This is a genomic window from Methylococcus capsulatus (genome assembly GCF_036864975.1).
Lineage (GTDB): Bacteria > Pseudomonadota > Gammaproteobacteria > Methylococcales > Methylococcaceae > Methylococcus.
This window is the reverse complement of record NZ_CP104311.1, coordinates 1,119,177-1,143,615: the sequence shown is the minus strand read 5'-3', so window position 1 is coordinate 1,143,615 and position 24,439 is coordinate 1,119,177. Positions and strand designations below refer to the sequence as shown.

Sequence of the window (24,439 nt, the reverse complement as noted above, 5' to 3'; positions counted from 1 at the left end):
GGCCCTCAGTCCTCCGTCGCCAGCAGCAATCCTTCCCAGGCCACCTCCGCCATGAGGCGAATCTGTTCGGGGGTGATGACGTAAGGCGGCATGAAATAGATCACATTGCCTAAGGGGCGCAGCAACACGCCACGCTCCAGCCCATGCCGGTAGACCCGAAGGCCGCGCCGCTCCTGCCAGGGATAGGGGTCGCGGGCCGCCTTGTCCTTCACCATTTCGATCGCCACGATCATCCCGCGCTGGCGGACTTCGGCGACATGGGGATGTTCCTGGAAACGCGCCGCGGAATCCGCCAGGCAGCGCGCCAGTTCGCGGTTCCGCCCCAGCACGTCAGTCTGCTCGAACAAATCCAGCGTCGCCAAAGCCGCCCGGCAGGCCAGGGGGTTGCCGGTGTAGCTGTGGGAATGCAGGAAGGCTCTCAGCGTACCGTAGTCGTCGTAGAAGGCGGCGTAGATCTCCGGGCGGGTCAGCACCGCTGCCAGCGGCAGATAGCCGCCGGTAAGGCCCTTGGACAGACACAGGAAATCCGGGCTGATGCCGGCCTGTTCACAGGCGAATAAGGTGCCGGTGCGGCCGAAACCGACCGCGATCTCGTCGGCGATGAGGTGAATGCCCAGGCGGTCGCAAGCCTCACGCAGCAGACGAAGGTAATGCGGATCGTACATGCGCATGCCGCCAGCACATTGCACCAGCGGTTCGACGATCACGGCGCAGATTTCATCGGCGCCGCGCTCCAGAATCGCCAGCATGTCACGGAAGCGCCGCTCGGCATAGCCGGCTTCGCTCTCCCCCGGCTCGCGTCCCCAGGCGTCGGGACTGGGCGCGGCTACGGCCTCCATCAGCAGCGGCCGGTAGGTCTCCTTGTACAGCGGAACGTCGCCCACCGCCAGCGCGCCCAGAGTCTCCCCGTGATAGCTGTTCTCCAGGGTGACGAAGCGGGTCTTGCCTGGGCGGCCCAGGTTGCGCCAATAGTGGAAGCTCATCTTCAGCGCCACCTCGACCGCCGCCGAGCCGTTGTCGGCGTAGAAGCAGCGCTCCAGCCCCGGCGGCATCAGCGCAACCAAGCGTTCCGCCAGCCTTATGCCCGGCTCGTGGCTGAAGCCGGCGAAGATCACCTGCTCCAGCCGCCCGAGCTGATCGGCCAGGGCGGCGTTGATCGCGGGATGGCAGTGCCCGAACAGGTTGACCCACCAGGAGCTGATCGCATCCAGATAACGTCTGCCGTCGAAATCCTCCAGCCAGACACCCTCGCCGCGCCGGATCGGGATCAGCGGCAGCGACTCGTGGTCCTTCATTTGGCTGCACGGATGCCAGAGCACCGCGAGATCGCGCTCCATCCATTCGCGGCTGGCGGATGTCATACCCGCTTCACTTGACTCGCATGCCGGGCCGGGCGCCTTCGTCCGGCGAAAGGAGGAAGATGTCGGCGCCTCCCGGCCCCGCTGCCAGCACCATGCCTTCGGACAGGCCGAACTTCATCTTGCGCGGTGCCAGGTTGGCGACCATTACGGTCAACCGGCCGATCAGGTTTTCGGGTGCATAGGCTGACTTGATACCAGCGAACACCGTGCGGGTCTCGCCGCCCAGGTCCAGTGTCAGCTTCAGCAGTTTGTCCGCGCCCTCGACGTGCTCGGCGTTGACGATGCGAGCGACGCGCAGATCGACCTTCGCGAAATCGTCGATGGAAATCGTCTCGGCGATCGGATGTATTTCGTGCTGCTGGTGCTCGGCGTGGCGCACCTGGGAATGCGGTTCCGGCAACCCGGCCGCCGCCTGCAGATTTTGGCGGTTGGCTTCGATCAGGGCATCGATCCGTTTCGGATCGATGCGGGTCATGAGGTGTCTGAAGGCATGAATACGCCTCGGCCGTTCGGACAAATCGCTCCAACGAAACGGCCGGTCCAAACCGAACAACTCTTTCGCGACCTGTCCGGTCAGATGGGGAAGAATCGGTGCCAACAGCACCGACAGCACATAGAACGAATCCAAAGCGTGGGAGCAGATTTCCTGCAGCTCCGCCAAACGACTCGAATCCCTGGCCACTTCCCAGGGCTTCCGGTCATTGATGGCTACATTTATCTCGTCGGCCAGCCGCATAATTTCACGGATGGCTTTGGAGTAATCCCTGTTTTCATAGTAAGTGGCGATTGCGATACCTTCGCTCACCGCGCGCTCTGTCAAGGCTTCTTCGAAACGCTTATCCGGATGCCGTAGTTGACCATCGAAATACTTTGTAATGAAACCCGCGCACCGGCTGGCGATATTAATGTACTTCCCCACCAGATCGCTGTTCACCCGGGCGACGAAGTCTTCCAGGCTGAGGTCGATGTCCTCCATCGTGCCGTTCAGCTTGCAGGCATAGTAATAGCGCAGCCATTCCGGATCGAGGCCATGGTCGAGATAACTCTGGGCGGTGATGAAAGTGCCCCGTGACTTGGACATTTTCTCGCCGTTCACGGTCAAAAAACCGTGGGCGAATATTTTGGTCGGGAGCCGGAAATCCGAATATTCCAGCATCGCCGGCCAGAACAGCGCATGAAAATAGAGGATGTCTTTGCCGATGAAATGGTACAGCTCGGTTTCGGTATGTTTGTTCCAGTACTCCGAGAAATCGAGCCGCAGGCGATCGCAAAGATTCTGAAAACTGCCCATGTAACCGATGGGGGCGTCCAGCCAGACGTAGAAATATTTGCCCGGCGCATCCGGAATCTCGAAACCGAAATAGGGAGCATCACGGGAAATATCCCAATCCGAAAGACCGGCCTCGAACCATTCGTTGAGTTTGTTGGCGGCCTCGGCCTGCAAATGACCGGAACGGGTCCAGAACTTCAGGAATTCAGTACAGGTCCCCAGTTTGAAGAAATAATGTACAGACTCCTTGCGCACCGGCGTGGCGCCGGATACCGCGGAGTAAGGGTTGATCAGGTCGGTGGGCGAATAGGTGCTGCCGCAGACTTCGCAGGAATCGCCGTACTGGTCCTTGGCGCGACACTTGGGACATTCGCCCTTGATGAAACGATCGGGCAGGAACATTTCCTTGACCGGGTCGAAATACTGCTCGATCGCCCGCGATTCGATCAGGCCGCGGGCCTTGAGCCTGCTGTAAATCTCGACCGCATGGGCGCGGGTTTCCTCCGAATGGGTCGAATAGTAGTTGTCGAACTCGATGTGGAAGCCGGTGAAGTCGCGCAGATGCTCAGCATGGACGCGGGTGATCAGCGCCTCCGGCGTGATCCCCTCCCGCTCCGCCCGCAGCATGATGGGGGTGCCGTGGGTGTCGTCGGCGCAGACGTAGCGGCAATCGTGGCCCCGCATCTTCTGGAAACGCACCCAGATGTCGGTCTGGATGTATTCCACCAGATGGCCCAGGTGGATCGGGCCGTTGGCATAGGGCAGGGCGCTGGTGACGAGGATTTTTCGCTGGCTGGTCATGGAAACGAAGAACTGGGAAAAGGATCGAATAGGTCATTATCCCATAATCGACCGCGGCGGCTCCGGCGAGCACTCGGGCCGCCCTGCTCACTCCACCGTCACCGACTTGGCCAGATTGCGCGGCTGATCGACGTCCGTGCCCTTGATCAGGGCGACGTGGTAAGCCAAGAGCTGCAGCGGCACGCTGTAGACGATGGGCGCAACGACATCATCCGTCTCCGCCACCCGGAGAATCCGGACGCCGGGCACGTTTTCGATCGGCGCCTGGGCATCGGCGAACACATAGAGCTCGCCGCCGCGTGCATGGACTTCCTGCAGGTTGGATTTGAGCTTTTCCAGCAGCTCGTTGTTGGGCGCCACGGCGACCACCGGCATCTCGTCGTCGATGAGCGCCAGCGGCCCGTGTTTGAGTTCACCCGCGGGGTAGGCTTCGGCGTGGATGTAGGAGATTTCCTTGAGCTTGAGCGCCCCTTCCATGGCGACCGGATACTGCACGCCGCGGCCGAGATAGAGCGCATGGTGCTTGTCGCCGAACAGCTCGGCCCAGGCCGCGATTTCGGTCTCGAGCTGCAGCACATGCCGGATCTGCGCGGGCAGGGTCTCCAGCTTGCGGACGATCTTCGCCTCCTGTTCGGCGGCCAAGGCATGGCGGCGGCCCAGCGCCAGCACCAGGAGCAGGAGGGCGGTCAGCTGAGTGGTGAAAGCCTTGGTCGAGGCCACACCGATCTCCGGACCGGCCCGTGTCATCAGGCTGGAGTCTGATTCGCGCACGATCGAGCTTTCCGGCACGTTGCAGATGGCCAGGGTATGCGTGTAACCGAGGTGCTTGGCGGCTTTCAGCGCGGCCAAGGTATCGGCGGTCTCGCCGGACTGGGAAATGGTGACGAACAACGTGCCGGGCCGCACGACCTGCTTGCGGTAGCGGAACTCGCTGGCCACTTCCACGCTGCAGGGCAGGCCGGCCAGCGCTTCGAACCAGTAACGCGCCACCTGGCCGGCATGGTAACTGGTTCCGCAGGCGACGATCTGCACCGCCTTGACGTGCTCGAACGCGGCCTCGGCCCGTTCGCCGAATGCCGAAGGCGACACCTTGCCCCGCTGGATGCGGCCGCTCAGGGTCTTTTCGACAGCGACCGGCTGTTCGTGGATCTCCTTCTGCATGTAATGGCGGTATTTGCCGCGTTCCACCGAATCCGGAGCCAGCCGGGTTTCGTGGACCGGGCGCTCCACCCGCGCGCCATCCATGCCGTAAATCCGGACCGATTCGGTGGTTAATTCGGCGATGTCGCCTTCTTCCAGGAAGACGAAGCGCTGGGTTTCGCCGACCAGGGCGAAGACGTCGGACGCGATGAAGTTTTCGCTTGCCCCCAGGCCGACCACCAGCGGACTGCCCTTGCGGGCGGCTATCAGCCGGCCCGGATCACCGGCACTGACGACGCCGATGGCATACGCGCCTTCCAGGACGCCGACCGTGGCCCGCACCGCCTCCAGCAAGGTGAACCCCTGTTCCAGGAAATCATGGACCTGGTGGACCACGACTTCGGTATCGGTCTCCGACAGAAACTCGTAACCCTTCTGCTGGAGCTGCCGCCGCAGTGCGTCATGGTTCTCGATGATGCCGTTGTGGACCACGGCGACCCGCTCGCGGCAGACATGCGGATGGGCGTTGCGCTCTGACGGCACGCCGTGGGTGGCCCAGCGGGTGTGAGCGATACCGGTTTCGCCTTCGACCAGAGCGGATTCGAGTGCGGCTTCCAGCTCACGCAGCTTGCCCGGACGGCGCAACCGCTCCAGCGAACCGTTCGCGGCGATCACCGCGATGCCGGCGGAATCGTAGCCGCGGTATTCGAGCCGCCGCAGACCTTCCAGCAGTATCGGGGTGACGTTGCGGTGCGCCACCGCGCCGACTATTCCGCACATGGTTCTTTCCTCGCTTTTTCCGGACGTTTCCAGCCTTCCACGCTGAGCTGTCTGGCACGGCTGAGCGTCAGGCAGTCTTCCGGGGCATCCCGGGTGATGGTGGAACCGGCGCCGATGGTGGCATTTCGCCCCACCCGGACCGGGGCGACGAGCTGGGTATCGGAGCCGATGAACGCGCCGTCCTCGATGATGGTCCGGTGCTTGTTGACCCCGTCATAGTTGCAGGTGATGGTGCCGGCACCGACGTTGACACCGCCGCCGATGCTCGCATCGCCGATGTAGCTCAAATGGTTGACCTTGGAGCCGGAGGCGATGTCGGATTTCTTCACTTCCACGAAATTGCCGATATGGACCTCCTCGGCGAGCACGGATTCCGGCCTCAGCCGGGCGAAAGGTCCGATCCTGGAACCCGCACCGATCACCGCGCCCTCGATCACGCTGTTGGCGAGGACCACCACGCCCGGTCCTATCACAGTGTCCTTCAGATAAACGTTGGGACCGATGCGCACCTCGTCGCCCAAGGCGATCCTTCCTTCGAGAATCACGTTGACGTCGATTTCCACGTCACGACCCAGTTCGACGATTTCACCTCTCAAGTCGAAACGCGCCGGGTCGTGCAGGGTCACGCCCCGCTCCATCAACGCATGCGCCTGGCGTCCCTGAAAGATTCGCTCCAATTCGGCCAGTTGCCGGCGATCGTTCACGCCGAGCACTTCGTCCGGGCTGGCCGGATGCGTCGCATCGACGAAATAACCTTCCGCTACCGCCATGCCAATGATATCGGTGAGATAGTACTCGCCCTGGGCGTTGTCGTTCCGCAAGGATTTCAGCCAACGCTTCAGCGCTGCACCTTCGACCGCCAGGATGCCGGTGTTGACCTCGCGGACGGCACGTTCTTCCGGCGTGGCGTCCTTCTCCTCGACGATGCGCAGCACCTTGCCGGTGGCGTCCCGAATGATGCGGCCGTAACCGGTCGGGTTGTCCAGCTCGACCGTCAAAAGCCCTAGGCTCCCTTCACCGGCATGGTGCAGCAGGGTTTCCACCGTTTCCCTTTTCAGAAGCGGGACATCGCCGTACAGAACGAGGACCTTCGAATCGTCACCGATCCGATCCACGGCCTGCATCACGGCGTGGCCGGTCCCTTTGCGCTCCTTTTGCTCGATCCAGGTCGCCGGCAAATGCCCCAGCGTGGCGAGCGCCTGCTCACCGCCGTGGCCGTAAACGATGACCGTTTCGCGGACTTCGAGCGCCGCCGCCAGCCGGTAGACATGCTCGAGCAGGCAAAGGCCGCCAATCCGGTGCAGAACCTTCGGCCTAGCGGAACGCATGCGCGTCCCCTGGCCCGCCGCCAGAATGAGAGCAATGACTTCCACTCAGGTCTCCTCACGAGGATCAACGAAAAAGCGGGTTTTTTCGCCAACAAAAAAACCCGGCAAAGATGAAGCATATCATCACCTTTACCGGGCCTTTGACCGCGGGAGGGCCGATTAAGCCCGGCCCTTGCGGTAATTCTCCAGTGTCCGCAGCTGCGCCACCGCCTCCGCCAACTGCGCCTGGGCCTTGGCGTATTCCAGGCGGCCGGAGCGGTCTGCCAGCGCTTCCTCGGCCGCCCGCTTGGCTTCCTGCGCCGCGGCTTCGTCGATGTCTTTTGCGCGCACCGCGGTTTCCGAAAGGATCGTCACCAGGTACGGCTGCACCTCCAGCATGCCGCCGGAGACGTAGAACGACAACGGCTCCTGCCCCTCGCTCTTGACCCGGACCTCGCCCGGCTTCAGCGGGGACAGGAAAGGCGCGTGCCTGGCGGCGATACCGACCTCGCCTTCCTGGGCCGGCGCCACGACCAGCTCGGCCTGCCCGGAAAAGATCTCGCCTTCCGCACTCACGATGTCCACATGCATCGTCATGGCCATCTCAGTTACCTCCTATGGCGACCGGTCAAGCGGCCAGGCGTTTGGCTTTCTCCAGCGCCTCGTCGATCGAACCAACCATGTAGAACGCCTGCTCCGGCACATCGTCGTAGTCCCCATCGACGATCCCCTTGAACCCGGAGATCGTATCCTTGAGCGGAACGTACTTGCCGGGCGAGCCCGTGAACACTTCGGCCACGAAGAACGGCTGCGACAGGAAACGCTGGATTTTGCGGGCGCGCGAGACGATCAGCTTGTCGTTTTCCGACAGCTCATCCATGCCGAGAATGGCGATGATGTCGCGCAGTTCCTTGTAGCGCTGCAGGGTGCTCTGCACCCGGCGGGTGGTCTCGTAATGCTCATGGCCGATCACCAGCGGATCGAGCTGACGGCTGGTGGAATCCAGCGGATCCACTGCCGGATAGATGCCCAGTTCGGCGATCTGGCGCGACAGTACGACGGTCGCGTCGAGATGCGCGAAGGTCGTCGCCGGCGATGGGTCGGTCAAGTCGTCGGCCGGAACGTACACGGCCTGGATGGATGTGATGGAGCCGGTCTTGGTGGAGGTGATGCGTTCCTGCAGAATACCCATTTCCTCCGCCAGGTTGGGCTGGTAACCCACGGCCGAAGGCATGCGTCCGAGCAGCGCCGACACTTCCGTACCCGCCAGGGTGTAGCGGTAGATGTTGTCGATGAACAACAGCACGTCACGGCCTTCGTCGCGGAACTTCTCGGCGATGGTGAGGCCGGTGAGGGCCACGCGCAGACGGTTGCCCGGCGGTTCGTTCATCTGGCCGTAGACCAACGACACCTTGTCGAGAACGTTCGACTCCTTCATTTCATGGTAGAAGTCGTTGCCCTCACGGGTACGTTCGCCCACGCCCGCGAACACCGAGTAACCGCTGTGCTCGATGGCGATGTTGCGGATCAGCTCCATCATGTTGACGGTCTTGCCCACGCCGGCGCCACCGAACAACCCGACCTTGCCGCCTTTGGCGAACGGGCAGATCAAGTCGATCACCTTGATGCCCGTTTCCAGCAGCTCGTTGGCGGCCGCCTGATCCTGATAGGACGGTGCCTTGCGATGGATGCCCCAGCGCTCCTTCTCGCCGATCGGTCCCTTCTCGTCAATGGGATCACCGAGCACGTTCATGATACGGCCCAAGGTTTCCGTACCCACCGGTACCGAGATCGGCGCACCGGTGTTGGTCACGGCGACGCCGCGCCTCACCCCGTCGGTGGAACCCATGGCGATGCAGCGGACCACGCCGTCGCCCAGCTGCTGCTGGACTTCAAGGACGAGGCCGCCCTCATCCACCCGCAGCGCGTTGTAAATCTTCGGTAAGGATTCGCGCGGAAATTCCACGTCGACCACCGCGCCGATGATCTGTACGATTTTCCCAGAACTCATTTCTGCCCTCTTCGGATATCTGTTGACTTGTTCCGCTAGACCGCAGCCGCGCCGCCGACGATTTCGGCGATTTCCTGCGTGATGGCCGCCTGCCGCGCCTTGTTGTAGATCAGCTGCAACTCTTTGATGAGTTTGCCGGCATTGTCGGAGGCGCTCTTCATGGCGACCATGCGGGCGGCCTGCTCGCAGGCGTTGTTCTCGACCAGCCCCTGGAACACCAGGGACTCGAGGTAGCGGGCGATGAGCGCGTCCAGTACGCTCTTGGCGTCCGGCTCGTAAAGGTAGTCCCAATGCCCCTTGAGCTCCTCGGAAAGCTCTTCCGCCTTGATCGGAGCCAGGCACTCCAGCTTCGGTTTCTGTGTCATGGTGTTGACGAACTCGTTGTGAGCCACGTAAAGCTCATCGATCTCGCCCTCGCCATATGCGTCCAGCATGACCTTCAGGACACCGATAATGCCTTCCAGGTGCGGCGTGTCGCCCAGTCGGACGACCTGGGCGGCTATGTCCGCTCCCACGCTGCCGAAGAACGATGCACCCTTCTGCCCGATCACGCCCAGGCGGACGTCGATGCCCGCTTCGCCCCAGGCCTTCATCCGCCGCAGCAGCAAGCGGAACAGGTTGGAGTTCAGGCCGCCGCACAGACCGCGGTCGGACGACACCAGCACCACACCCACCCGCTTGACGGGACGCTCGACCATGAACGGATTCTTATACTCCGGGTTGGCCTGGGCGAGGTGCTTGATGATCCGGGCGATCTTGCGCGCATACGGGCGGGTCGCCTGCAGCCGGTCCTGGGTGCGGCGCATCTTGCTCGCCGCGACCATTTCCATGGCGCGCGTGATCTTCTGGGTGTTGCGGACGCTCGCGATCTTTATACGGATTTCTTTGCCGACGGCCATGGCTGCACCTTTACCAGGCGTGAGTCGCTTTGAACTTCTTGATCGCTTCGTGCAAGCCGGCCTGGATCGCGTCGTTGTAATCGCCGGTGGCGTCGATCGACTTCAACAGTTCGGCACACTGCGACTTCATGTACTCCTGCAGGGCATCCTCGAAGTCGCGCACCTTGCTGACCTCGATGTCGTCCAGATAACCCTCATTGGCGGCGAACAGGGAAACGGCCATCTGGGCGATGCTCATCGGCGAATACTGGTTCTGCTTCATCAGCTCGGTGACCCGCTGGCCGCGTTCGATCTGCTTGCGGGTCGCCTCGTCCAGGTCGGATGCGAACTGAGCGAAAGCCGCGAGTTCGCGGTACTGGGCGAGATCGAGACGGATGCCGCCACCGAGTTTCTTGATGATCTTGGTCTGCGCCGCGCCGCCGACGCGCGACACCGACAAACCGGCGTTCACGGCCGGACGGATGCCTGCGTTGAACAGATTGGTTTCCAGGAAGATCTGGCCATCGGTGATCGAGATCACGTTGGTCGGCACGAAGGCGGAAACGTCGCCGGCCTGGGTTTCGATGATGGGCAGGGCGGTCAGTGAGCCGGTCTTGCCCTTCACCTCACCCTTGGTGAGGCGCTCGACCTCTTCCGCGTTGATCCGCGATGCGCGTTCCAACAGGCGCGAATGCAAATAGAACACGTCGCCCGGATACGCTTCACGGCCCGGGGGACGGCGCAGCAGCAGCGAAATCTGGCGGTAGGCCCAGGCCTGCTTGGTCAGGTCGTCATAGATGATGAGCGCATCGTCGCCGCGGTCGCGGAAATACTCGCCCATCGCACAACCGGAATAAGGGGCGATGAACTGCAGCGCTGCGGATTCGGAAGCCGAGGCCGATACGACGATGGTGTGCTCCATCGCGCCATGCTCCTGCAGCTTGCGCACCACGTTGGCGATCGAGGACTGCTTCTGGCCGACGGCGACGTAGATGCACTTAACGCCGGTGCCCTTCTGATTGATGATGGCGTCGATCGCTATGGCGGTCTTGCCGGTCTGACGGTCACCGATGATCAGCTCGCGCTGACCCCGGCCCACCGGGATCATCGAGTCGATGGCCTTGAGACCGGTCTGCAGCGGCTGGCTCACGGACTGGCGCGAGATGACGCCCGGCGCGATCTTCTCGATCGGCGAGAACGCCTTCGCATCGATCGGCCCGGCGCCGTCGATCGGGTTGCCCAGCGCGTCGACCACACGGCCGAGCAGCGCCTCACCCACCGGCACTTCCAGAATGCGCCCGGTGCATTTGGCCGTGTCGCCTTCGGAAAGATGCTCGTAGGAACCGAGCACCACGGCACCGACGGAGTCGCGCTCCAGATTCAGCGCCATACCGTAAGTGCTGCCCGGAAACTCCACCATTTCCCCTTGCATCACGTCTTGCAGACCGTGGATGCGGACGATGCCGTCAGTCAGGCTGACTATGGTTCCTTCGCTGCGTGACTCAACGCCGAGATCGAACTTCCCGATCCTCTGCTTGATGAGTTCACTGATTTCAGACGCGTTCAATTGCATGATACTGTCTCATTTTAATTGGAGAGTCGTTTCGCCAGTCGCTGGAGCTGGCCACGGATGGAAGCATCGACGACCCGGCCGCCGGCGCGCAGGATGACGCCGGCGATCAGGGATTCATCCACGGTGACGTGAAGGCGCCCCTTACGCGACATCCACTTTTCCACCAACGCATTGAGATTCGTTTTTTCGCTCTCTTCGAGCGGATAGGCGGTAATGACGTCGACATCGACGTAACCTTCCTCCTCCGCCCGGAATTCGGCGAACATGTCGGCGATCGCCCCGACCAGCCCCAGGCGGCCGTTGCTCGCCAGAAGACGAATGAAATTCTCGCCTTCCGGAGTGACATGGCCTTTGCAGAGGTCCAGGAAGTTGGCGATGAACTTGTCCTTGCCTACCTTCGGATCGCTGGCGGCCCGCTGCATGAGGGGATCGGCCATGACGTGCTTCAGGAATTCGAGCATATCGGCCCATTCCTGCGTGTTGCCGGCTTCCTTGGCCGCCTTGAATACGGCGACGGCATAGGGGCGGGCCAGGGTGGTCAGTTCGCTCATCGGTGTCTAGCCCAACTGCTTGCCGAGTCCGGCGAGGATTTCCTTGTGCTTATTCTGGTCGACCTCCCGCTGCAGGATTCTCTCGGCGGCACTGATCGCCAGCACGGAAACCTGTTTACGGAGCTCTTCCTTGGCATTTTCCAGCTCACGGTCGATCTCGGACCGGGCATTCGCGAGGATACGCTCACCCTCGATCTTGGCCGCCTCCTTGGATTCGTCCACCAGGGCGTTGGCGCGCTTTTGAGCCAGGTTCACGATCTCCGCAGCCTTGTCCTTGGCTTCCTTCAAAGCGGTGGTCGCCCGCTTTTCGGCGAGCTCCATCTCATGTTTGCCTTTTTCGGCCGCAGCCAGACCTTCGGCGATTTTTTTCTTGCGCTCTTCCAGAGCTTGCAATAGGGGCGGCCAGACGTACTTCATGGTGAACCACACCAGAAGCGCGAATGTGACCATTTGCCCGAATAGCGTGGCATTGATGTTCACGGCGCTGTCCTCACTTGCTTGAGTGCTTTCGCTAAGGTTTCAACCGTATGCGAAGGGTCAGCTCATTTCACGAACGGGTTCGCGAAGGTGAAGAACAGGGCGAGACCGACGCCGATCATGGTCACTGCGTCGAGCAGACCAGCCACGATGAACATCTTGACCTGCAGCATCGGGACCATTTCCGGCTGGCGGGCGGCGCCTTCCAGGAATTTGCCGCCGAGCAGGCCGAAGCCGATGGCGGTGCCCATGGCACCCAGGCCCAGGATGATGCCGACAGCGATCGCGGTCATACCGTATACAGTTTCCATTTTTCCTCCAAAAGGTCAGTTAAAGTGATTTAGAAAAAAGAACCGGGAGCATCCCTTAGTGGTTCTCGTGCGCCAGACTGAGATAAACGATGGTCAGCACCATGAATATGAACGCTTGCAGCGTGATGATCAGGATGTGGAACACCGCCCAAGGGAAGCTCAGTGCCGGCTGCACCCACCACGGCAGCAGCGCGATCAGGATGAAGATCAGTTCGCCCGCATACATGTTGCCGAACAGTCGCAAGCCGAGGGAGACCGGCTTGGCCAGGTACTCGACGGTGTTCAGCAGCAGATTGAAGGGGACCAGCGCCCAATGGCTGAACGGATGGAACAGGAATTCCATCGCGAAATGGCCCGGGCCCTTGACCTTCAGGCTGTAAAAAATGATCAGGAAAAACACCGAGATCGACATGCCGAAAGTGGCGTTGAGATCGGTGCTGGGGACTACGCGCAGATATTCGAGTCCGATTGCCTTGCCGACGTCGGGCAGCAGGTCTACCGGCAGGAGGTCCATGGCATTCATCAGGAAGACCCAGGCGAAAATGCTCAGGGCCAGCGGTGCGATCAGGGCATTGCGGCCATGGAAGCTGTCCTTGACCTGAGTATCGACGAACTCGACGATCATCTCGACGAAGTTCTGCAAGGGTCCGGGCACGCCGGCCGTAGCCTGTTGGGCGGCCTTGCGGAAGAAGAACAGGAACACCACACCGAGGAACACCGAAAAGAACAGCGTGTCCACATGCAGGGTCCAGAAACCCTCACCGGAAGAGAGAGGGGTCAGGTGATGGACGATGTAACCGGTGGCACCACCGCTATCGTGCGCTTCTGTCGCCATTGTCAGCCTTGCTCTAGTTGTTCAAATTCGTTGCAGCAGGGCGATCCAATACACCCCGAGTGCCCCTATAAATCCGGAGAAAAGCGGCAAAAATTCTAGTTCGCGGAATTGAAATGCCAGGAAGAACAGGACGCCGGTCAAGACGAGCTTCATGGACTCGCCGACATAGAAGGCCCGCACGATGTCGCGGGCGCTCCGGGTCGGGTCGAAGAAGCCGAAACGGAGTGCGAAGAACGCATTCGGTAAGAACGCGATCAGCCCCCCTGCAGATGCCGATATTGCTGTTTTCCATCCGCCTGCGACGTAGGCAATCGCTCCGCAGACAACCATCACGACGAGTTGCCAGCGGATGATCCGTCGTACCCCCCCGTACAAACGCCCGCCTAACATTTCAGGCATCCCCGCACAAACGCCGCGGCATCATAGCAGCGGGTTTTCCAAAGATCAAACCGGTTCAGCGTTCGAAGCGCGCCAGCAAACCCTCGAGTTGTTCCAGGCTGGCATAGGAGATGACGAGCCTGCCCGCCCCTTTCGCACCATGCTGAATCCGGACACCGGCGCCCAGCCGCTCGGCCATACGCCGCTCCAGCCGGGCGATGTCGGGATCGACGACCATGGCCGGTTTCGGACCGGCTTCGGCGGCTTTCAACAGGCCATTCACCAGAGACTCGGTTTCCCGCACGCTCAAACGCTTTTCGGCCACCCGCCGAGCGGCTTCCCCCTGTTCGCTGAAAGGGAGGGCGAGCAAGGCCCTGGCATGGCCCATGTCGATGTCCCCGGCGCGCAGCAACGCCTTGGCATCGGCATGTAACTCATTGAGTCGGTTGAGATTGGTAATGGTTACGCGGGACTTGCCGAGGGCATCGGCCACTTGCTGATGGGTCATCCGATACTCTTCCAGCAAGCGCTGGATCGCTTCGGCTTCTTCCAGCGGATTCAGGTCTTCGCGCTGTATGTTTTCGATCAGCGCAATGGCGAGGGCGGCCTGGTCCGGCACTTCGCGCACCACGACCGGCACTTCGCGGATGCCGGCGAGCTGGGCGGCGCGCCAGCGCCGTTCGCCGGCAACGATCTGGTAACGCCCCGCCCCCGAAGAACGCACCACGATCGGCTGGACGATACCCTGGGCGCTGATGGAATCGGCGAGTTCGCGCAGTTTGGCCGGGTCGAAATCCTTGCGCGGCTGGAACGGACTCGGTTCCAGGTGCTCGATGGGAAGTTTCCGCACGGACTCCTGCTTCGTATCCAGCCCGGTGTCTCCCAGTAGGGCTTCCAGGCCCCTGCCCAAGGCGGGTTTCTTCATGCTCGTCGGTTCGCTCGTTTTCTACGCGGCGGCGGTACTACGCTCATTGCGCCGGACGATTTCACCCGCCAGCGCCAGATAGGCCAGCGCCCCTTTGGAACTTTTGTCGTGGTACATGACCGGCACGCCGTGGCTCGGCGCTTCAGCCAGCCGGATGTTGCGCGGGATGACGGTGCGGAATACCCGGTCCGGGAAATGCTCTAAGAGTTGCTCGGACACCTCGTTGGCAAGCCGGCTACGGGTGTCGTACATGGTGCGCAGCAGACCTTCCACCGCCAAGCGGGGATTCACGGTCGCGCGGATCTTGCCCAGGGTATCCATCAGATCGGACAGTCCTTCCAGCGCGTAGTACTCACACTGCATAGGGATCAGCACGCTGTCGGCTGCCACCAGGGCGTTGATCGTCAGCATGTTCAGCGAGGGCGGACAGTCGATCAGGACGAACCGGTAACGACCGAGACAGGGTTCCAGGGCCTCGGCAAGGCACCGGTCGCGCCCTTCGATCTGGAGGAGGTCGACCTGTGCCGCTGCCAGATCCGAATTACTGGGAATGAGATCGAAACCCGGTCCGTCGAGTTCAATGATCGCATCCGCCGCCGGCACCTGCCGGATCAGCACCTGGTAGCTCGACCGGCGCAACGTTCGCTTGTCGACGCCGCATCCCATGGTTGCGTTGCCCTGGGGATCGAGATCGATCAGCAACACCCTGTTTTTCGTGACCGCGAGCGATGCCGCCAGGTTGACACCGGTCGTGGTCTTGCCGACCCCCCCTTTCTGATTCGCGATTGCGATGATCTTTGCCTTGCCCATTTACGAATCCTGCCCTGTCGGCCTCAGTTCTGCAAGATGCCGTTCCGCGTCAACGCCGGGCACTCGCAACCGATGGATGCCGACCGCGACGCCGGCCGGAAGATCACCGAGTTCGGTCTCGGGCCGGCGTCCTTTGAGGGCCAGCACAGAGCCGCCGGTCTTGAGCAGACGGCTCGCATCGGCCCAGATTTCCGCCAGCGAGGCATAGGCCCGCGCCAGCACGCAGTCGAAACCCGCCGGGTCGGTGAAAGATTCGACCCGCGCCTGCACCGGCACGACGTTGACCAGGCCCAGCTCAATCACCGCCTGCCGGACGAAACGGATCTTCTTCGCGTTGCAGTCGAGCAAGACGAACCGCCGATCCGGTTGCATGATCGCCAAGGGAATGCCGGGCAGTCCCGGGCCGGTCCCCACGTCGAGTACCCGCTCGCCATAAAGGAAGGATGCGATCGAAAGGCTGTCCAGAAGGTGCAGCCGCACGCCTTCGCGGGGGTCTTCAATGGCCGTGAGACTGTACACCCGGTTCCATCGGCGCAATAGTTCGAGAAATTGGAGCAGACGTTCGCGCTGACCGCACCCGGCCGTCGATCCCAGTTCGCTCAAACCCCGCTCGAGCATCGCGTTCAGGGGCATTGCGCTGCGCCGGTTCTGCGCAAATGCACCAGCAGCAGCGAGATCGCCGCCGGGGTGATGCCGGGAATACGCGCCGCCTGCCCGACCGTGGCGGGCTTGACCCGGCCGAGCTTTTCCCGCACTTCGTTGGAGAGCCCGACGACCTTGCCGTAATCCATGGAGTCCGGCAACTGCCAAGCCTCGTAGCGCCGGACGCGCTCGATTTCGGCCTGCTGGCGTTCGATGTAGCCGGTGTACTTGGCTGCGATTTCCACCTGTTCCCGCACCGCCCCATCCATACCTTCGAACAGCTCCGGAGCATAGCCGGCGAGAAGTTCCAGGCCGACATCCGGGCGCCTGAGCAGATCCAGTAGACTGGCTTCGCGCTGCAGCGGTATCGCGGCGAGCGCGTTCCGGCTTTCGGCTGGACTGCTGTCGGGGCGGATACGCCGCGCGGCAAGACGCCCGCCCAGCGTCTCGATGGCTTCGCGCTTGGCTTCGAATGCCGCCCAGCGCGCATCGTCCACCAATCCCAGGGCACGGCCGGTTTCAGTGAGGCGCAGATCGGCATTGTCTTCGCGCAGCACCAAGCGGTACTCGGCGCGGCTGGTGAACATACGGTACGGTTCGGACGTGCCGCGGGTGATGAGGTCGTCGACCAGCACACCGAGGTAGGCCTCGCCCCGGCTCGGCCACCAGGGTTCCAAGTCACGCGCTTTGCGCGCCGCGTTCAAACCAGCCAGCAACCCCTGCGCGGCGGCCTCCTCGTAGCCCGTGGTGCCATTGATCTGGCCGGCGAAAAACAGGTTCTCCATGTGGCGCGTTTCCAACGAGTAACGGAGATCCTGCGGGTCGAAGAAATCGTATTCGATCGCATAGCCGGGGCGGGTGATCCGGGCGTTCTCGAACCCCTGGATCGAGCGCACCACGGCAAGTTGGACGTCAAAGGGCAGGCTGGTGGAAATGCCGTTGGGATAGATTTCCAGGCTGTCGAGACCTTCCGGCTCGACGAAAATCTGGTGCGAATTGCGCTCGGCGAAGCGCACCACCTTGTCTTCGATGGAAGGGCAGTAGCGCGGGCCAATGCCTTCGATCACGCCGGTGAACATCGGCGACCGGTCGAGACCGGCTCGAATCAGCTCATGGGTACGTTCGTTGGTGCGGGTGATGTAACACGACACCTGAGGCGGGTGCTCCTCGCGCCTGCCGAGGAAGGAAAACACCGGCGTTGGATCATCGCCCGGCTGTTCCACCATCCGGCTGAAGTCGACGCTGCGGCGGTCGATGCGCGGGGGGGTGCCAGTCTTCAGCCGCGCGACCTTGAATCCCAGATCTCGCAGGCGCCGCGCGAGATCGGTCGCCGGCGGATCGCCCGCCCGGCCGCCCTCGTAGTTTTCCAGGCCGATGTGGATGCGTCCGGCCAGGAACGTCCCGACCGTGAGCACCACGCAGCGGGAACGGAACTTGAGTCCCATCTGGGTGACGACGCCAGCCGCTCTGCCACCTTCGACGATCAAGTCGACCACGGTTTGCTGGAACAGGCTGAGGTTTTCCTGGACGCTCAGTCCCTCGCGCACCGCCCTGCGGTAGAGGCTGCGATCCGCCTGCGCCCGGGTCGCCCGCACAGCGGGCCCCTTGCTCGCGTTGAGGATGCGGAACTGGATACCTGCCCGGTCCGCCGCCCGTGCCATGAGACCGCCCATGGCATCGATTTCCTTCACCAGATGCCCCTTGCCGATGCCGCCGATGGCCGGATTGCAGCTCATCTGGCCCAGGGTCTCGACATTCTGCGTCAACAACAGGGTGCGCACGCCCGTCCGCGCCGCGGCCAGAGCGGCCTCGGTGCCGGCGTGTCCGCCGCCGACTACGATCACGTCGAATTCGTCGTGGAAAAACATCGGGGACTCCGCCGGCTTCGGTCCGGCTGGGAATGCTATGAGGGGGGCGAAGTTTACCAGATTTTTCATGCCGTTAGGCAAGTCTAGTAGTTCAGCGCCCGCTGATACGCCTTACACAGGGTACGAAACACTTCGACGCGTGCATGGTATTTGTCATTGGCAGCGATGAGGTGCCAGGGCGCATAGGTGGTGCTGGTCTGAGTCACCATGTCGTTCACCGCCTGTTCATAGGCATCCCATTTCTCCCGGTTGCGCAAATCCTCCGCGGTGATCTTGTAACGCTTATAACGGGTCTGCTCGCGCTCGCGGAACCGCCTGGCCTGCTCGTCCTTGGAAATGTGCAGCCAGAACTTGAGCAGGATGATGCCATGGCCGGTCAGTTCCTCCTCGAAGTCATTGATTTCCGAATAGGCACGATGCCATTCCTCGTCGCTGGCGAAACCTTCCACCCGTTCTACCAGCACCCTGCCGTACCAGCTCCGGTCGTAGATAGTGACGTTGCCATCGCGCGGGAGATGCCGCCAGAACCGCCAGAGATAGTGATGCGCCCTTTCCTCGTCGCTCGGCGCCTGGATCGGAATGACCCGGTAGTTGCGCGCATCCATCGCCGGCGTGATACGGCGTATGACGCCCCCCTTGCCTGCCGCATCCCAGCCCTCGAACACCAGCATGGCCGAACGCTTCTGCTGGCGTGCCAATCGGGTGAGGCGGCTGATCTTGGACTGAAAGGCCGTTTTTTCGTCCCGATACGCTTTTTTCCCGAGTTTGACCTTTAGATCCACCGTACCGAGGATGCTGGGCCCGGGGCTCGAAACCGGAGGTTCAGGTTTGACACGTTGTTCCCGGACACCTTCGAGGCGGGCGGTGATGCGCTGGGCCAGATGACGGCCGACGGCGATCCGCCGGTAATGCGAGTCGTAGCCGTTGACCAGGAACCACGGGGCCTCCGGGGTATTGGTCGCCCGTAGCGCCTTCTCCGCGATCACGAGAAATTCGTCGTAAAGCTTGAGGTGCTCGTGCTCGGTTTCGGTGATCTTCCAACGGGTCTCGGGATCGTTCTCGGTCTTTTCGATGATTTTGCGCTGCTGTTTCTTGCTCAGATGCAGCCAGCATTTGACCACCACGGCGCCATCGTTGGTCCAGGCTTTTTCCAGGCGGTTGATGTGGGCCAGTTCGGCCAGAAAAACCGCCTCATCGATACGCGAATACAGCCGGTCCGCAAGCGGCGGTCCGTACCAGCCGACCGAGAAAATCCCGATCCGGCCCCGCCGCGGCTGGGCCATCCAGTAACGCCAGTGGTTCGGACGCTCCCGTTCGTCTTCCGAAGGCCTCCCGAAGGCATGGGTTTCCATGTAGCGCGGGTCCATCCATTCGTTCAGCGTGTGGATGATGTCTCCCTTTCCCGCGCAATCCAGACCCGCCACCAGAAACACGACCGGGATCCCCGCCGGTTCAATCATCTGCTGCAAATCCAGAAGTTGCATTCGGAGATCGGGAACCTGGGCGGCATAGGAGGTTTTATCGAGCCTTGATTTGAGCTCTGCGACTTCGAACATCGGCGCGGTTCCTGGAGGCGAAGTGGGGAGGGGAAAACCGGGTCGTTCCCTGTGCATAACGTGTGCTGTCCCTCACGATGCCCGGCTGAGATCAAGTTATCCACAATCCATCGACATGTCAGCCTTCTTTTGCCAACATCCTTGATACCCACCTAATCATATGATTTATATAAAAAAAATGCGTTACCCACAGTTTTGTTCCAGGTCAATCGTAAATCAAATCTCTTTCTTCCAAGAACTTTCTGCATTTGGCCATGTGGACCGATGAGCGATCAAGCTATCCTAATTGCGCCTGATTCCCCGGCTTCCAGGAGAGATGCACATGTCCGGCTTTGCACTGTTCGTTCTGTTTTTCTTTATCCTCTGCATCATACTGGTGGTGCTTAGCGTCAAATTCGTTCCCCAGGGAACCGAATACACGGTGGAACGCTTCGGCAAATACACGAGGACGCTGAGTCCCGGCATCAACTGGATTCGTCCAGTCATTGATCAGATCGGCGCCCGACTGAACATGATGGAGCAAGTCCTGGACGTTCCTTCACAGGAAGTGATCACCAGGGACAACGCCATGGTCCGGGTGGATGGGGTGGTGTTCTACCAGATCATTGACGCGGCGCGGGCCGCGTATGAAGTCAGCAACCTCCAGTTCGCTATCATGCAGCTCACCATGACCAATATCCGCACTGTCATGGGATCGATGGACCTGGATGAATTGCTCTCGAAGCGGGATGAAATCAACGCACGTCTCCTCACTGTCGTGGACGATGCCACTACCCCCTGGGGCGTCAAGGTCACGCGCATCGAAATCAAGGACATCGCTCCGCCGCAGGACCTGGTGGATTCGATGGCCAGGCAGATGAAGGCCGAGCGGGACAAGCGCGCCGCCATCCTGGAAGCGGAAGGTCATCGCCAGGCCGAAATCCTTAAGGCAGAGGGCGAAAAACAGGCGGCGATCCTCGAAGCCGAAGGACGGCGTGAAGCGGCTTTCCGCGATGCCGAAGCCCGAGAAAGGCTGGCGGAAGCCGAGGCGCGAGCGACGGCACTGGTTTCCCAGGCCATCGCCGAAGGCGACATCCAGGCCGTCAACTATTTCGTCGCCCAGAAATACGTCGAAGCTCTACGCGATGTGGCCGCGGCGCCGAACAACAAGCTCATCCTCATGCCACTGGAGTCCTCCAGTCTGCTCGGTTCCTTGGGAGGTATCGGCGAACTGGCCCGGGCGACCTTCGGCGAATCCCAGGTCCGCAAATGATCGGGTCTACCCTGGTTTTCTGGCACTGGTGGACATTGGGCGCCTTGCTGTTGATACTCGAGCTCCTTCTTCCAGGCATGTATTTCCTCTGGATGGCGGAAGCCGCGGTGGTGACGGGAGTGGTACTCTGGCTGCTTCCCTGGCTGGGCTGGGAAATCCAGCTGCTGGTGTTTTCCGTCTTTTCCCTGGCCAGCATCTTCGTATTCGAAAAGTTCATTGGCCGCAAACCCATCGCTTCCGATCGGCCATTGCTCAACCGCCGGGCGGCGCAATACATCGGGCGGACCCTTACGCTCGAGCAGCCCATCGTCAACGGCATGGGAAAAATCCGTATAGACGATTCGATTTGGCGGGTTCATGGGGAGGACTGTCCCGCCGGTACGAAAATCAGGGTGTGCGGCGTGGAGGGTGTCATCCTCAAGGTCGAGCGCGCCGACTGATATCCGCCATTCGAATCGAGTGTTTTCGGTCTTGGAAATGCGTTTCGAGTTCATTCGTAATAAGTATTCCCGCGTCTTGATTTATCCGACAGCGGCTATTTTTTTCCTCACCGTCTTGTATGCGGCTATCGGTTTCGTGGTCGTCCCCTATGTCTTGAAAACAGAGTTACCGGCGATAGCCGGTGCACGATTGCAAGGCTCCTTCCGGTTGGCGGATGTCAGGTTCAATCCGTTTTCCTGGAGGCTCGAGCTCGATCAGATGGCTCTGGATACCCCGGACGGCAAATCCGCTGTGACGGCGGAACATGCCGTTGTCGACATCGACATGGTGGCCAGCCTGAAAAGCAGATGCCTGATCGTGGAAGGTACGGCGGACCGTAGCAGTATACGAATCGAGCTGGATGCGAAAGGAATGTCCAATTGGACCAAGCTCATTGCCGAGACCGGGGAGACGCTTTCCCCGAAGGTTCCCATCATGGTCAGGGTATTCTCTATCAAAAACAGTACTTTGGACTTCATGGACGAAGGCGGCAAGGTCACGCTCAGCGCCTCGGAAGTGAATGCCGATCTTTACGATCTGGGTCCGGACCTGAGTCGGCCCGCACGCTTGGAACTGAAAAGTTCCGGTGGCGGACAAGCCAAACTGGATGGCACTGCAGTACTCACGCTTGTTCCGGTTCAGATACATGCCGATCTCCATGTGGAGAACCTCGATTTGATGGCGGTTTCGGCTTATCTCCAAGGTATCGGAATCGTGCTCCAGAAAGGCAGCATGAAAGGAAATCTGGCGTTTGAATACAAGTCAACCGGTGACGGACCGGTGTTTTTTCTCGGTAAATCGAATCTGACTTGGCATGATGTTAAATGGCGCGCGGAAAACGGTCCATCTGCCGATAATAAAGTCGATGAGATCCGCCTCGACGAATTGGAATACGACGGCGCAAAATCGATGGCGACACTGGCCAAAGCCCATATCAATTCTCTTTCCATCCCTGGTCCGCTAGGGCTCCATGTCCGCCTTGGCAATGTAGATATAGGAAAGCTATCAGTCGGTTTTTCCAAGTTTTCAGCGCAGGCCGGAAGCGTCGTCATCCATAACGTTACCCTGACCCAGGAACGCGGGGCGGGCAGAACGGAGGCTGTGGTTTCGAATATCCGACTGAATGGCCTGGGATGGAACGAAAACGTGTTGTCGGCGAAAGCATTCGGATTGGACGGCATTAAGCTCCAGGATTCTTCCGCCACTTCAGGCCTGCCACGGGATATTCGTTTCGGAAAAATATCGGCCGAGGAACTGCGCGCCGATTTCGGGGAAAGGTTTTTGTCTGTGGCGAAGTTCGATTCGGCCGACGCGGAAATCAGCGCTTGGCTTGCAGCGAATGAGGGATTGGAAATGCCCGGTTTCATCGGTGCCGGACCCGCCGGGATAGGGACCGGTTCTACGAACGAAAGCTGGGCATTCAGTCTGGAGGAAGGGCTGATCCGAAACTACCGGCTCAGCCTTGCCGATCATGGTGCCGATCCGCCTGCTGCTATAGTCCTCGACGGTTTGGAAATCCACCTCCAGGGGGTGGACAGCCGGCGGGGAAAGTTCACGCTCCGTCTGGAATCCTGCGTGGACCGGCGGGGCAGGATCACGGCGCAAGGTTCAGGGAGTTTCGATCCGCCGGAAGCCGATCTGCGCCTGCAAATGGAAGACGTCAGTCTGCGGCCGTTCAGATCCTATCTCGACGGTTTCGCCCGGATCGATCTGGCCAAGGGACGGCTCAATCTCAAGGGGGATTTGGCATACCGCCCCATGAGGAACGACGTTCGTTTCAGCGGAATGGCCGAAATCGCCGGCCTGGTTACCTTGGATAAAAAGGAAGGACGGGATTTCATCCACTGGCGGTCGTTGCGCGCGGAAGGGCTGACATTGGAAACGGCCGCAAATCGGCTGAGCATACGCGAACTGATCGCCGACAAGCCGTATGCCCGTATCGTCGTGAGTCGGGAGCGCACGCTCAATGTGATCGAGAACCTGTTTCAGCCGCGTTCGAAGGCCGCTACTCCGCCTGGTCAGGTGAGCCGGCCGCTTGCGGTCACAGTCGGTTCCCTGCTGGTTCGCGATGGTTCCGCGGATTTTTCCGATCTCAGTCTCCAACCGAGCGTTTCCGTCGATATTCACGATCTGACCGGTGTCATCCGGTCCTTGTCTTCCAGTCCGGACGCCAAGGCGGAAGTCTCGATCAAAGGCAGTATCAGCGATGCCTCGCCGGTGACCGTCAGCGGACGGATCAACCCCTTCCGGATCGGCACCTTCGCCGACCTCAGCATGCGTTTCACGAACGTCGATCTCACTGAGCTCTCGCCCTACTCCGCCAGATTCGCCGGTTATCGAATCGACAAGGGCAAGGCCGATCTGGACCTGCATTATCGGCTTTCCGACCGGAAACTGCTGGCGGAGAACAACATGGTCTTTGACCATCTGACCTTGGGCGAGCGTGTCGACAGCCCGGAGGCGACTTCCTTGCCGGTGAAACTCGCAATCTCCCTGATGCGTGGATTGGACGGCAAGATCCACATCGATCTGCCCATCAGCGGCAATCTGGACGATCCTAGATTCAGCATCACTGGGTTGTTGGCGAAAGCTGCGATGGGGGTGATCGCCCAGGTGGTCAGATCACCGTTTTCGGCGATCGGGGTGCTGTTCGACGGCGGCAGCGATGATGCCGGCGCGATCGGTTTCCGTCCTGGTTCGTTCGAACTGGACGGTGTGGAAAAGAGCAAGCTGGACCGACTGGCAACTGCACTTTCGGAGCGTCCCGGGCTTTCCCTGGAAATCCGTGGAACGGCCCGGAGCGGCAGGGATGCAAGCGCGCTGGCCGAACAGCAGTTGCGGCGACAACTGGAGAACGCCACAGCCATCGAATTGCGCCCAGTGTCGGCAGACGGCGGACCGGCCGGGTCTCCAGCCCTGTCCGATGGGGATTACCGCCGCTTGTTCAGCCACTTCTACCGTCTACGTTATCCCGACGCGGCGGAATGGGCCGAGTTGCCGAAGGGTGAGCGGGTGCTGGCGGGAACGCTTTTCGCAAGCGCTTGGGGGAAAGCATTGAAGGACAGCTCCGTCAGCGAATTCGAGTTACGCCGTCTGGCGCAGGCACGCGCCGCCGGGATACGCAGCTATCTGATGCAGAAAGGAATCGAGCCGAACAGGATTTATCTGCTCGACGTGGAGCTGAACCCCGGCGACGGCGACGCCGTTGCCCTGCTGAGCCTGAGTTGAGCCGC

At 61.1% G+C, this 24,439-nt stretch carries 21 protein-coding genes; 3 read left to right on the top strand and 18 right to left on the bottom strand.

The features are described from left to right. Nucleotides 1-5: 5 nt before the first annotated feature. From N4J17_RS05640 to pap, 18 genes are all read right to left on the bottom strand, one after another. Nucleotides 6-1,361 (bottom strand): adenosylmethionine--8-amino-7-oxononanoate transaminase, encoded by a 1,356-nt coding sequence (locus tag N4J17_RS05640; protein WP_198322151.1) that lies wholly within the window; start codon nt 1,359-1,361, stop codon nt 6-8. 7 nt (nt 1,362-1,368) lie between these two features. Continuing rightward, the gene (gene metG / locus N4J17_RS05635; RefSeq protein WP_198322152.1) at nt 1,369-3,432 is read right to left on the bottom strand and encodes a methionine--tRNA ligase; all 2,064 of its coding nucleotides are present in this window, start codon (nt 3,430-3,432) and stop codon (nt 1,369-1,371) included. A gap of 87 nt (nt 3,433-3,519) precedes the next feature. After that, on the bottom strand, nt 3,520-5,352 hold the full coding sequence (glmS, locus tag N4J17_RS05630; RefSeq protein ID WP_198322153.1) for a glutamine--fructose-6-phosphate transaminase (isomerizing): 1,833 nt from the start codon (nt 5,350-5,352) through the stop codon (nt 3,520-3,522). Then, the gene (gene glmU, locus N4J17_RS05625) at nt 5,340-6,725 is read right to left on the bottom strand and encodes a bifunctional UDP-N-acetylglucosamine diphosphorylase/glucosamine-1-phosphate N-acetyltransferase GlmU (RefSeq protein ID WP_198322154.1); all 1,386 of its coding nucleotides are present in this window, start codon (nt 6,723-6,725) and stop codon (nt 5,340-5,342) included. Before glmU ends, glmS begins: the two co-directional genes overlap by 13 nt. Nucleotides 6,726-6,839: 114 nt before the next feature. Next, on the bottom strand, nt 6,840-7,262 hold the full coding sequence (locus N4J17_RS05620) for a F0F1 ATP synthase subunit epsilon (RefSeq protein ID WP_198322155.1): 423 nt from the start codon (nt 7,260-7,262) through the stop codon (nt 6,840-6,842). Between the two features lie 25 nt (nt 7,263-7,287). Beyond that, nucleotides 7,288-8,670: a F0F1 ATP synthase subunit beta gene (gene atpD / locus N4J17_RS05615; RefSeq protein WP_198322156.1), complete on the bottom strand. Its 1,383-nt coding sequence runs from the start codon at nt 8,668-8,670 to the stop codon at nt 7,288-7,290. A gap of 35 nt (nt 8,671-8,705) precedes the next feature. Further along, the gene (gene atpG, locus N4J17_RS05610; protein WP_198322157.1) at nt 8,706-9,569 is read right to left on the bottom strand and encodes a F0F1 ATP synthase subunit gamma; all 864 of its coding nucleotides are present in this window, start codon (nt 9,567-9,569) and stop codon (nt 8,706-8,708) included. 10 nt (nt 9,570-9,579) lie between these two features. Further along, nucleotides 9,580-11,121, bottom strand: coding sequence for a F0F1 ATP synthase subunit alpha (atpA, locus tag N4J17_RS05605; protein WP_198322158.1), 1,542 nt, complete (start codon nt 11,119-11,121; stop codon nt 9,580-9,582). A gap of 14 nt (nt 11,122-11,135) precedes the next feature. Beyond that, on the bottom strand, nt 11,136-11,672 hold the full coding sequence (locus tag N4J17_RS05600; RefSeq protein WP_198322159.1) for a F0F1 ATP synthase subunit delta: 537 nt from the start codon (nt 11,670-11,672) through the stop codon (nt 11,136-11,138). Nucleotides 11,673-11,678: 6 nt separating this feature from the next. Further along, nucleotides 11,679-12,152, bottom strand: a complete 474-nt coding sequence (locus N4J17_RS05595; RefSeq protein WP_198322160.1) for a F0F1 ATP synthase subunit B — start codon at nt 12,150-12,152, stop codon at nt 11,679-11,681. A 62-nt stretch (nt 12,153-12,214) separates the two neighbouring features. Next, nucleotides 12,215-12,460, bottom strand: a complete 246-nt coding sequence (atpE, locus tag N4J17_RS05590) for a F0F1 ATP synthase subunit C (RefSeq protein WP_010959380.1) — start codon at nt 12,458-12,460, stop codon at nt 12,215-12,217. A 55-nt stretch (nt 12,461-12,515) separates the two neighbouring features. Then, a complete protein-coding gene (gene atpB, locus N4J17_RS05585) occupies nt 12,516-13,295 on the bottom strand; it encodes a F0F1 ATP synthase subunit A (RefSeq protein WP_198322161.1) in 780 nt (259 codons plus the stop codon). Nucleotides 13,296-13,316: 21 nt separating this feature from the next. Then, nucleotides 13,317-13,694 carry an ATP synthase subunit I gene (locus tag N4J17_RS05580; RefSeq protein ID WP_198322162.1) on the bottom strand — a complete coding sequence of 126 codons (378 nt, stop codon included), beginning with the start codon at nt 13,692-13,694 and terminating at the stop codon, nt 13,317-13,319. Nucleotides 13,695-13,749: 55 nt separating this feature from the next. Beyond that, the gene (locus N4J17_RS05575; RefSeq protein WP_198322163.1) at nt 13,750-14,598 is read right to left on the bottom strand and encodes a ParB/RepB/Spo0J family partition protein; all 849 of its coding nucleotides are present in this window, start codon (nt 14,596-14,598) and stop codon (nt 13,750-13,752) included. Between the two features lie 21 nt (nt 14,599-14,619). Beyond that, nucleotides 14,620-15,408, bottom strand: a complete 789-nt coding sequence (locus tag N4J17_RS05570; protein WP_198322164.1) for a ParA family protein — start codon at nt 15,406-15,408, stop codon at nt 14,620-14,622. Then, nucleotides 15,409-16,041: a 16S rRNA (guanine(527)-N(7))-methyltransferase RsmG gene (gene rsmG, locus N4J17_RS05565; RefSeq protein ID WP_232470294.1), complete on the bottom strand. Its 633-nt coding sequence runs from the start codon at nt 16,039-16,041 to the stop codon at nt 15,409-15,411. Next, nucleotides 16,032-17,918, bottom strand: coding sequence for a tRNA uridine-5-carboxymethylaminomethyl(34) synthesis enzyme MnmG (gene mnmG, locus N4J17_RS05560; protein ID WP_198322165.1), 1,887 nt, complete (start codon nt 17,916-17,918; stop codon nt 16,032-16,034). Before mnmG ends, rsmG begins: the two co-directional genes overlap by 10 nt. A gap of 83 nt (nt 17,919-18,001) precedes the next feature. Further along, nucleotides 18,002-19,474, bottom strand: coding sequence for a polyphosphate:AMP phosphotransferase (gene pap / locus N4J17_RS05555; protein ID WP_198322166.1), 1,473 nt, complete (start codon nt 19,472-19,474; stop codon nt 18,002-18,004). A 322-nt stretch (nt 19,475-19,796) separates the two neighbouring features. Here pap and N4J17_RS05550 point away from each other — a divergent pair, with 322 nt between their 5' ends. From N4J17_RS05550 to N4J17_RS05540, 3 genes are all read left to right on the top strand, one after another. Continuing rightward, on the top strand, nt 19,797-20,726 hold the full coding sequence (locus N4J17_RS05550; protein WP_198322167.1) for an SPFH domain-containing protein: 930 nt from the start codon (nt 19,797-19,799) through the stop codon (nt 20,724-20,726). Next, nucleotides 20,723-21,166 carry an NfeD family protein gene (locus tag N4J17_RS05545; RefSeq protein WP_198322168.1) on the top strand — a complete coding sequence of 148 codons (444 nt, stop codon included), beginning with the start codon at nt 20,723-20,725 and terminating at the stop codon, nt 21,164-21,166. Before N4J17_RS05550 ends, N4J17_RS05545 begins: the two co-directional genes overlap by 4 nt. A gap of 259 nt (nt 21,167-21,425) precedes the next feature. After that, nucleotides 21,426-24,434 carry a DUF748 domain-containing protein gene (locus N4J17_RS05540; RefSeq protein ID WP_232470295.1) on the top strand — a complete coding sequence of 1,003 codons (3,009 nt, stop codon included), beginning with the start codon at nt 21,426-21,428 and terminating at the stop codon, nt 24,432-24,434. Nucleotides 24,435-24,439 lie beyond the last annotated feature (5 nt).

Excerpts from the sequence above, each read along its gene's own strand:
- N4J17_RS05640 (WP_198322151.1), bottom strand. The coding sequence starts at position 1,361 with ATGACATCCGCCAGCCGCGAATGGATGGAGCGCGATCTCGCGGTGCTC.
- metG (WP_198322152.1), bottom strand. The coding sequence starts at position 3,432 with ATGACCAGCCAGCGAAAAATCCTCGTCACCAGCGCCCTGCCCTATGCC.
- glmS (WP_198322153.1), bottom strand. The coding sequence starts at position 5,352 with ATGTGCGGAATAGTCGGCGCGGTGGCGCACCGCAACGTCACCCCGATA.
- N4J17_RS05620 (WP_198322155.1), bottom strand. The coding sequence starts at position 7,262 with ATGGCCATGACGATGCATGTGGACATCGTGAGTGCGGAAGGCGAGATC.
- atpD (WP_198322156.1), bottom strand. The coding sequence starts at position 8,670 with ATGAGTTCTGGGAAAATCGTACAGATCATCGGCGCGGTGGTCGACGTG.
- atpG (WP_198322157.1), bottom strand. The coding sequence starts at position 9,569 with ATGGCCGTCGGCAAAGAAATCCGTATAAAGATCGCGAGCGTCCGCAAC.
- atpA (WP_198322158.1), bottom strand. The coding sequence starts at position 11,121 with ATGCAATTGAACGCGTCTGAAATCAGTGAACTCATCAAGCAGAGGATC.
- N4J17_RS05600 (WP_198322159.1), bottom strand. The coding sequence starts at position 11,672 with ATGAGCGAACTGACCACCCTGGCCCGCCCCTATGCCGTCGCCGTATTC.
- atpE (WP_010959380.1), bottom strand. The coding sequence starts at position 12,460 with ATGGAAACTGTATACGGTATGACCGCGATCGCTGTCGGCATCATCCTG.
- atpB (WP_198322161.1), bottom strand. The coding sequence starts at position 13,295 with ATGGCGACAGAAGCGCACGATAGCGGTGGTGCCACCGGTTACATCGTC.
- N4J17_RS05580 (WP_198322162.1), bottom strand. The coding sequence starts at position 13,694 with ATGCCTGAAATGTTAGGCGGGCGTTTGTACGGGGGGGTACGACGGATC.
- N4J17_RS05575 (WP_198322163.1), bottom strand. The coding sequence starts at position 14,598 with ATGAAGAAACCCGCCTTGGGCAGGGGCCTGGAAGCCCTACTGGGAGAC.
- N4J17_RS05570 (WP_198322164.1), bottom strand. The coding sequence starts at position 15,408 with ATGGGCAAGGCAAAGATCATCGCAATCGCGAATCAGAAAGGGGGGGTC.
- rsmG (WP_232470294.1), bottom strand. The coding sequence starts at position 16,041 with ATGCCCCTGAACGCGATGCTCGAGCGGGGTTTGAGCGAACTGGGATCG.
- mnmG (WP_198322165.1), bottom strand. The coding sequence starts at position 17,918 with ATGTTTTTCCACGACGAATTCGACGTGATCGTAGTCGGCGGCGGACAC.
- pap (WP_198322166.1), bottom strand. The coding sequence starts at position 19,474 with ATGTTCGAAGTCGCAGAGCTCAAATCAAGGCTCGATAAAACCTCCTAT.
- N4J17_RS05550 (WP_198322167.1), top strand. The coding sequence starts at position 19,797 with ATGTCCGGCTTTGCACTGTTCGTTCTGTTTTTCTTTATCCTCTGCATC.
- N4J17_RS05545 (WP_198322168.1), top strand. The coding sequence starts at position 20,723 with ATGATCGGGTCTACCCTGGTTTTCTGGCACTGGTGGACATTGGGCGCC.
- N4J17_RS05540 (WP_232470295.1), top strand. The coding sequence starts at position 21,426 with ATGGCTCTGGATACCCCGGACGGCAAATCCGCTGTGACGGCGGAACAT.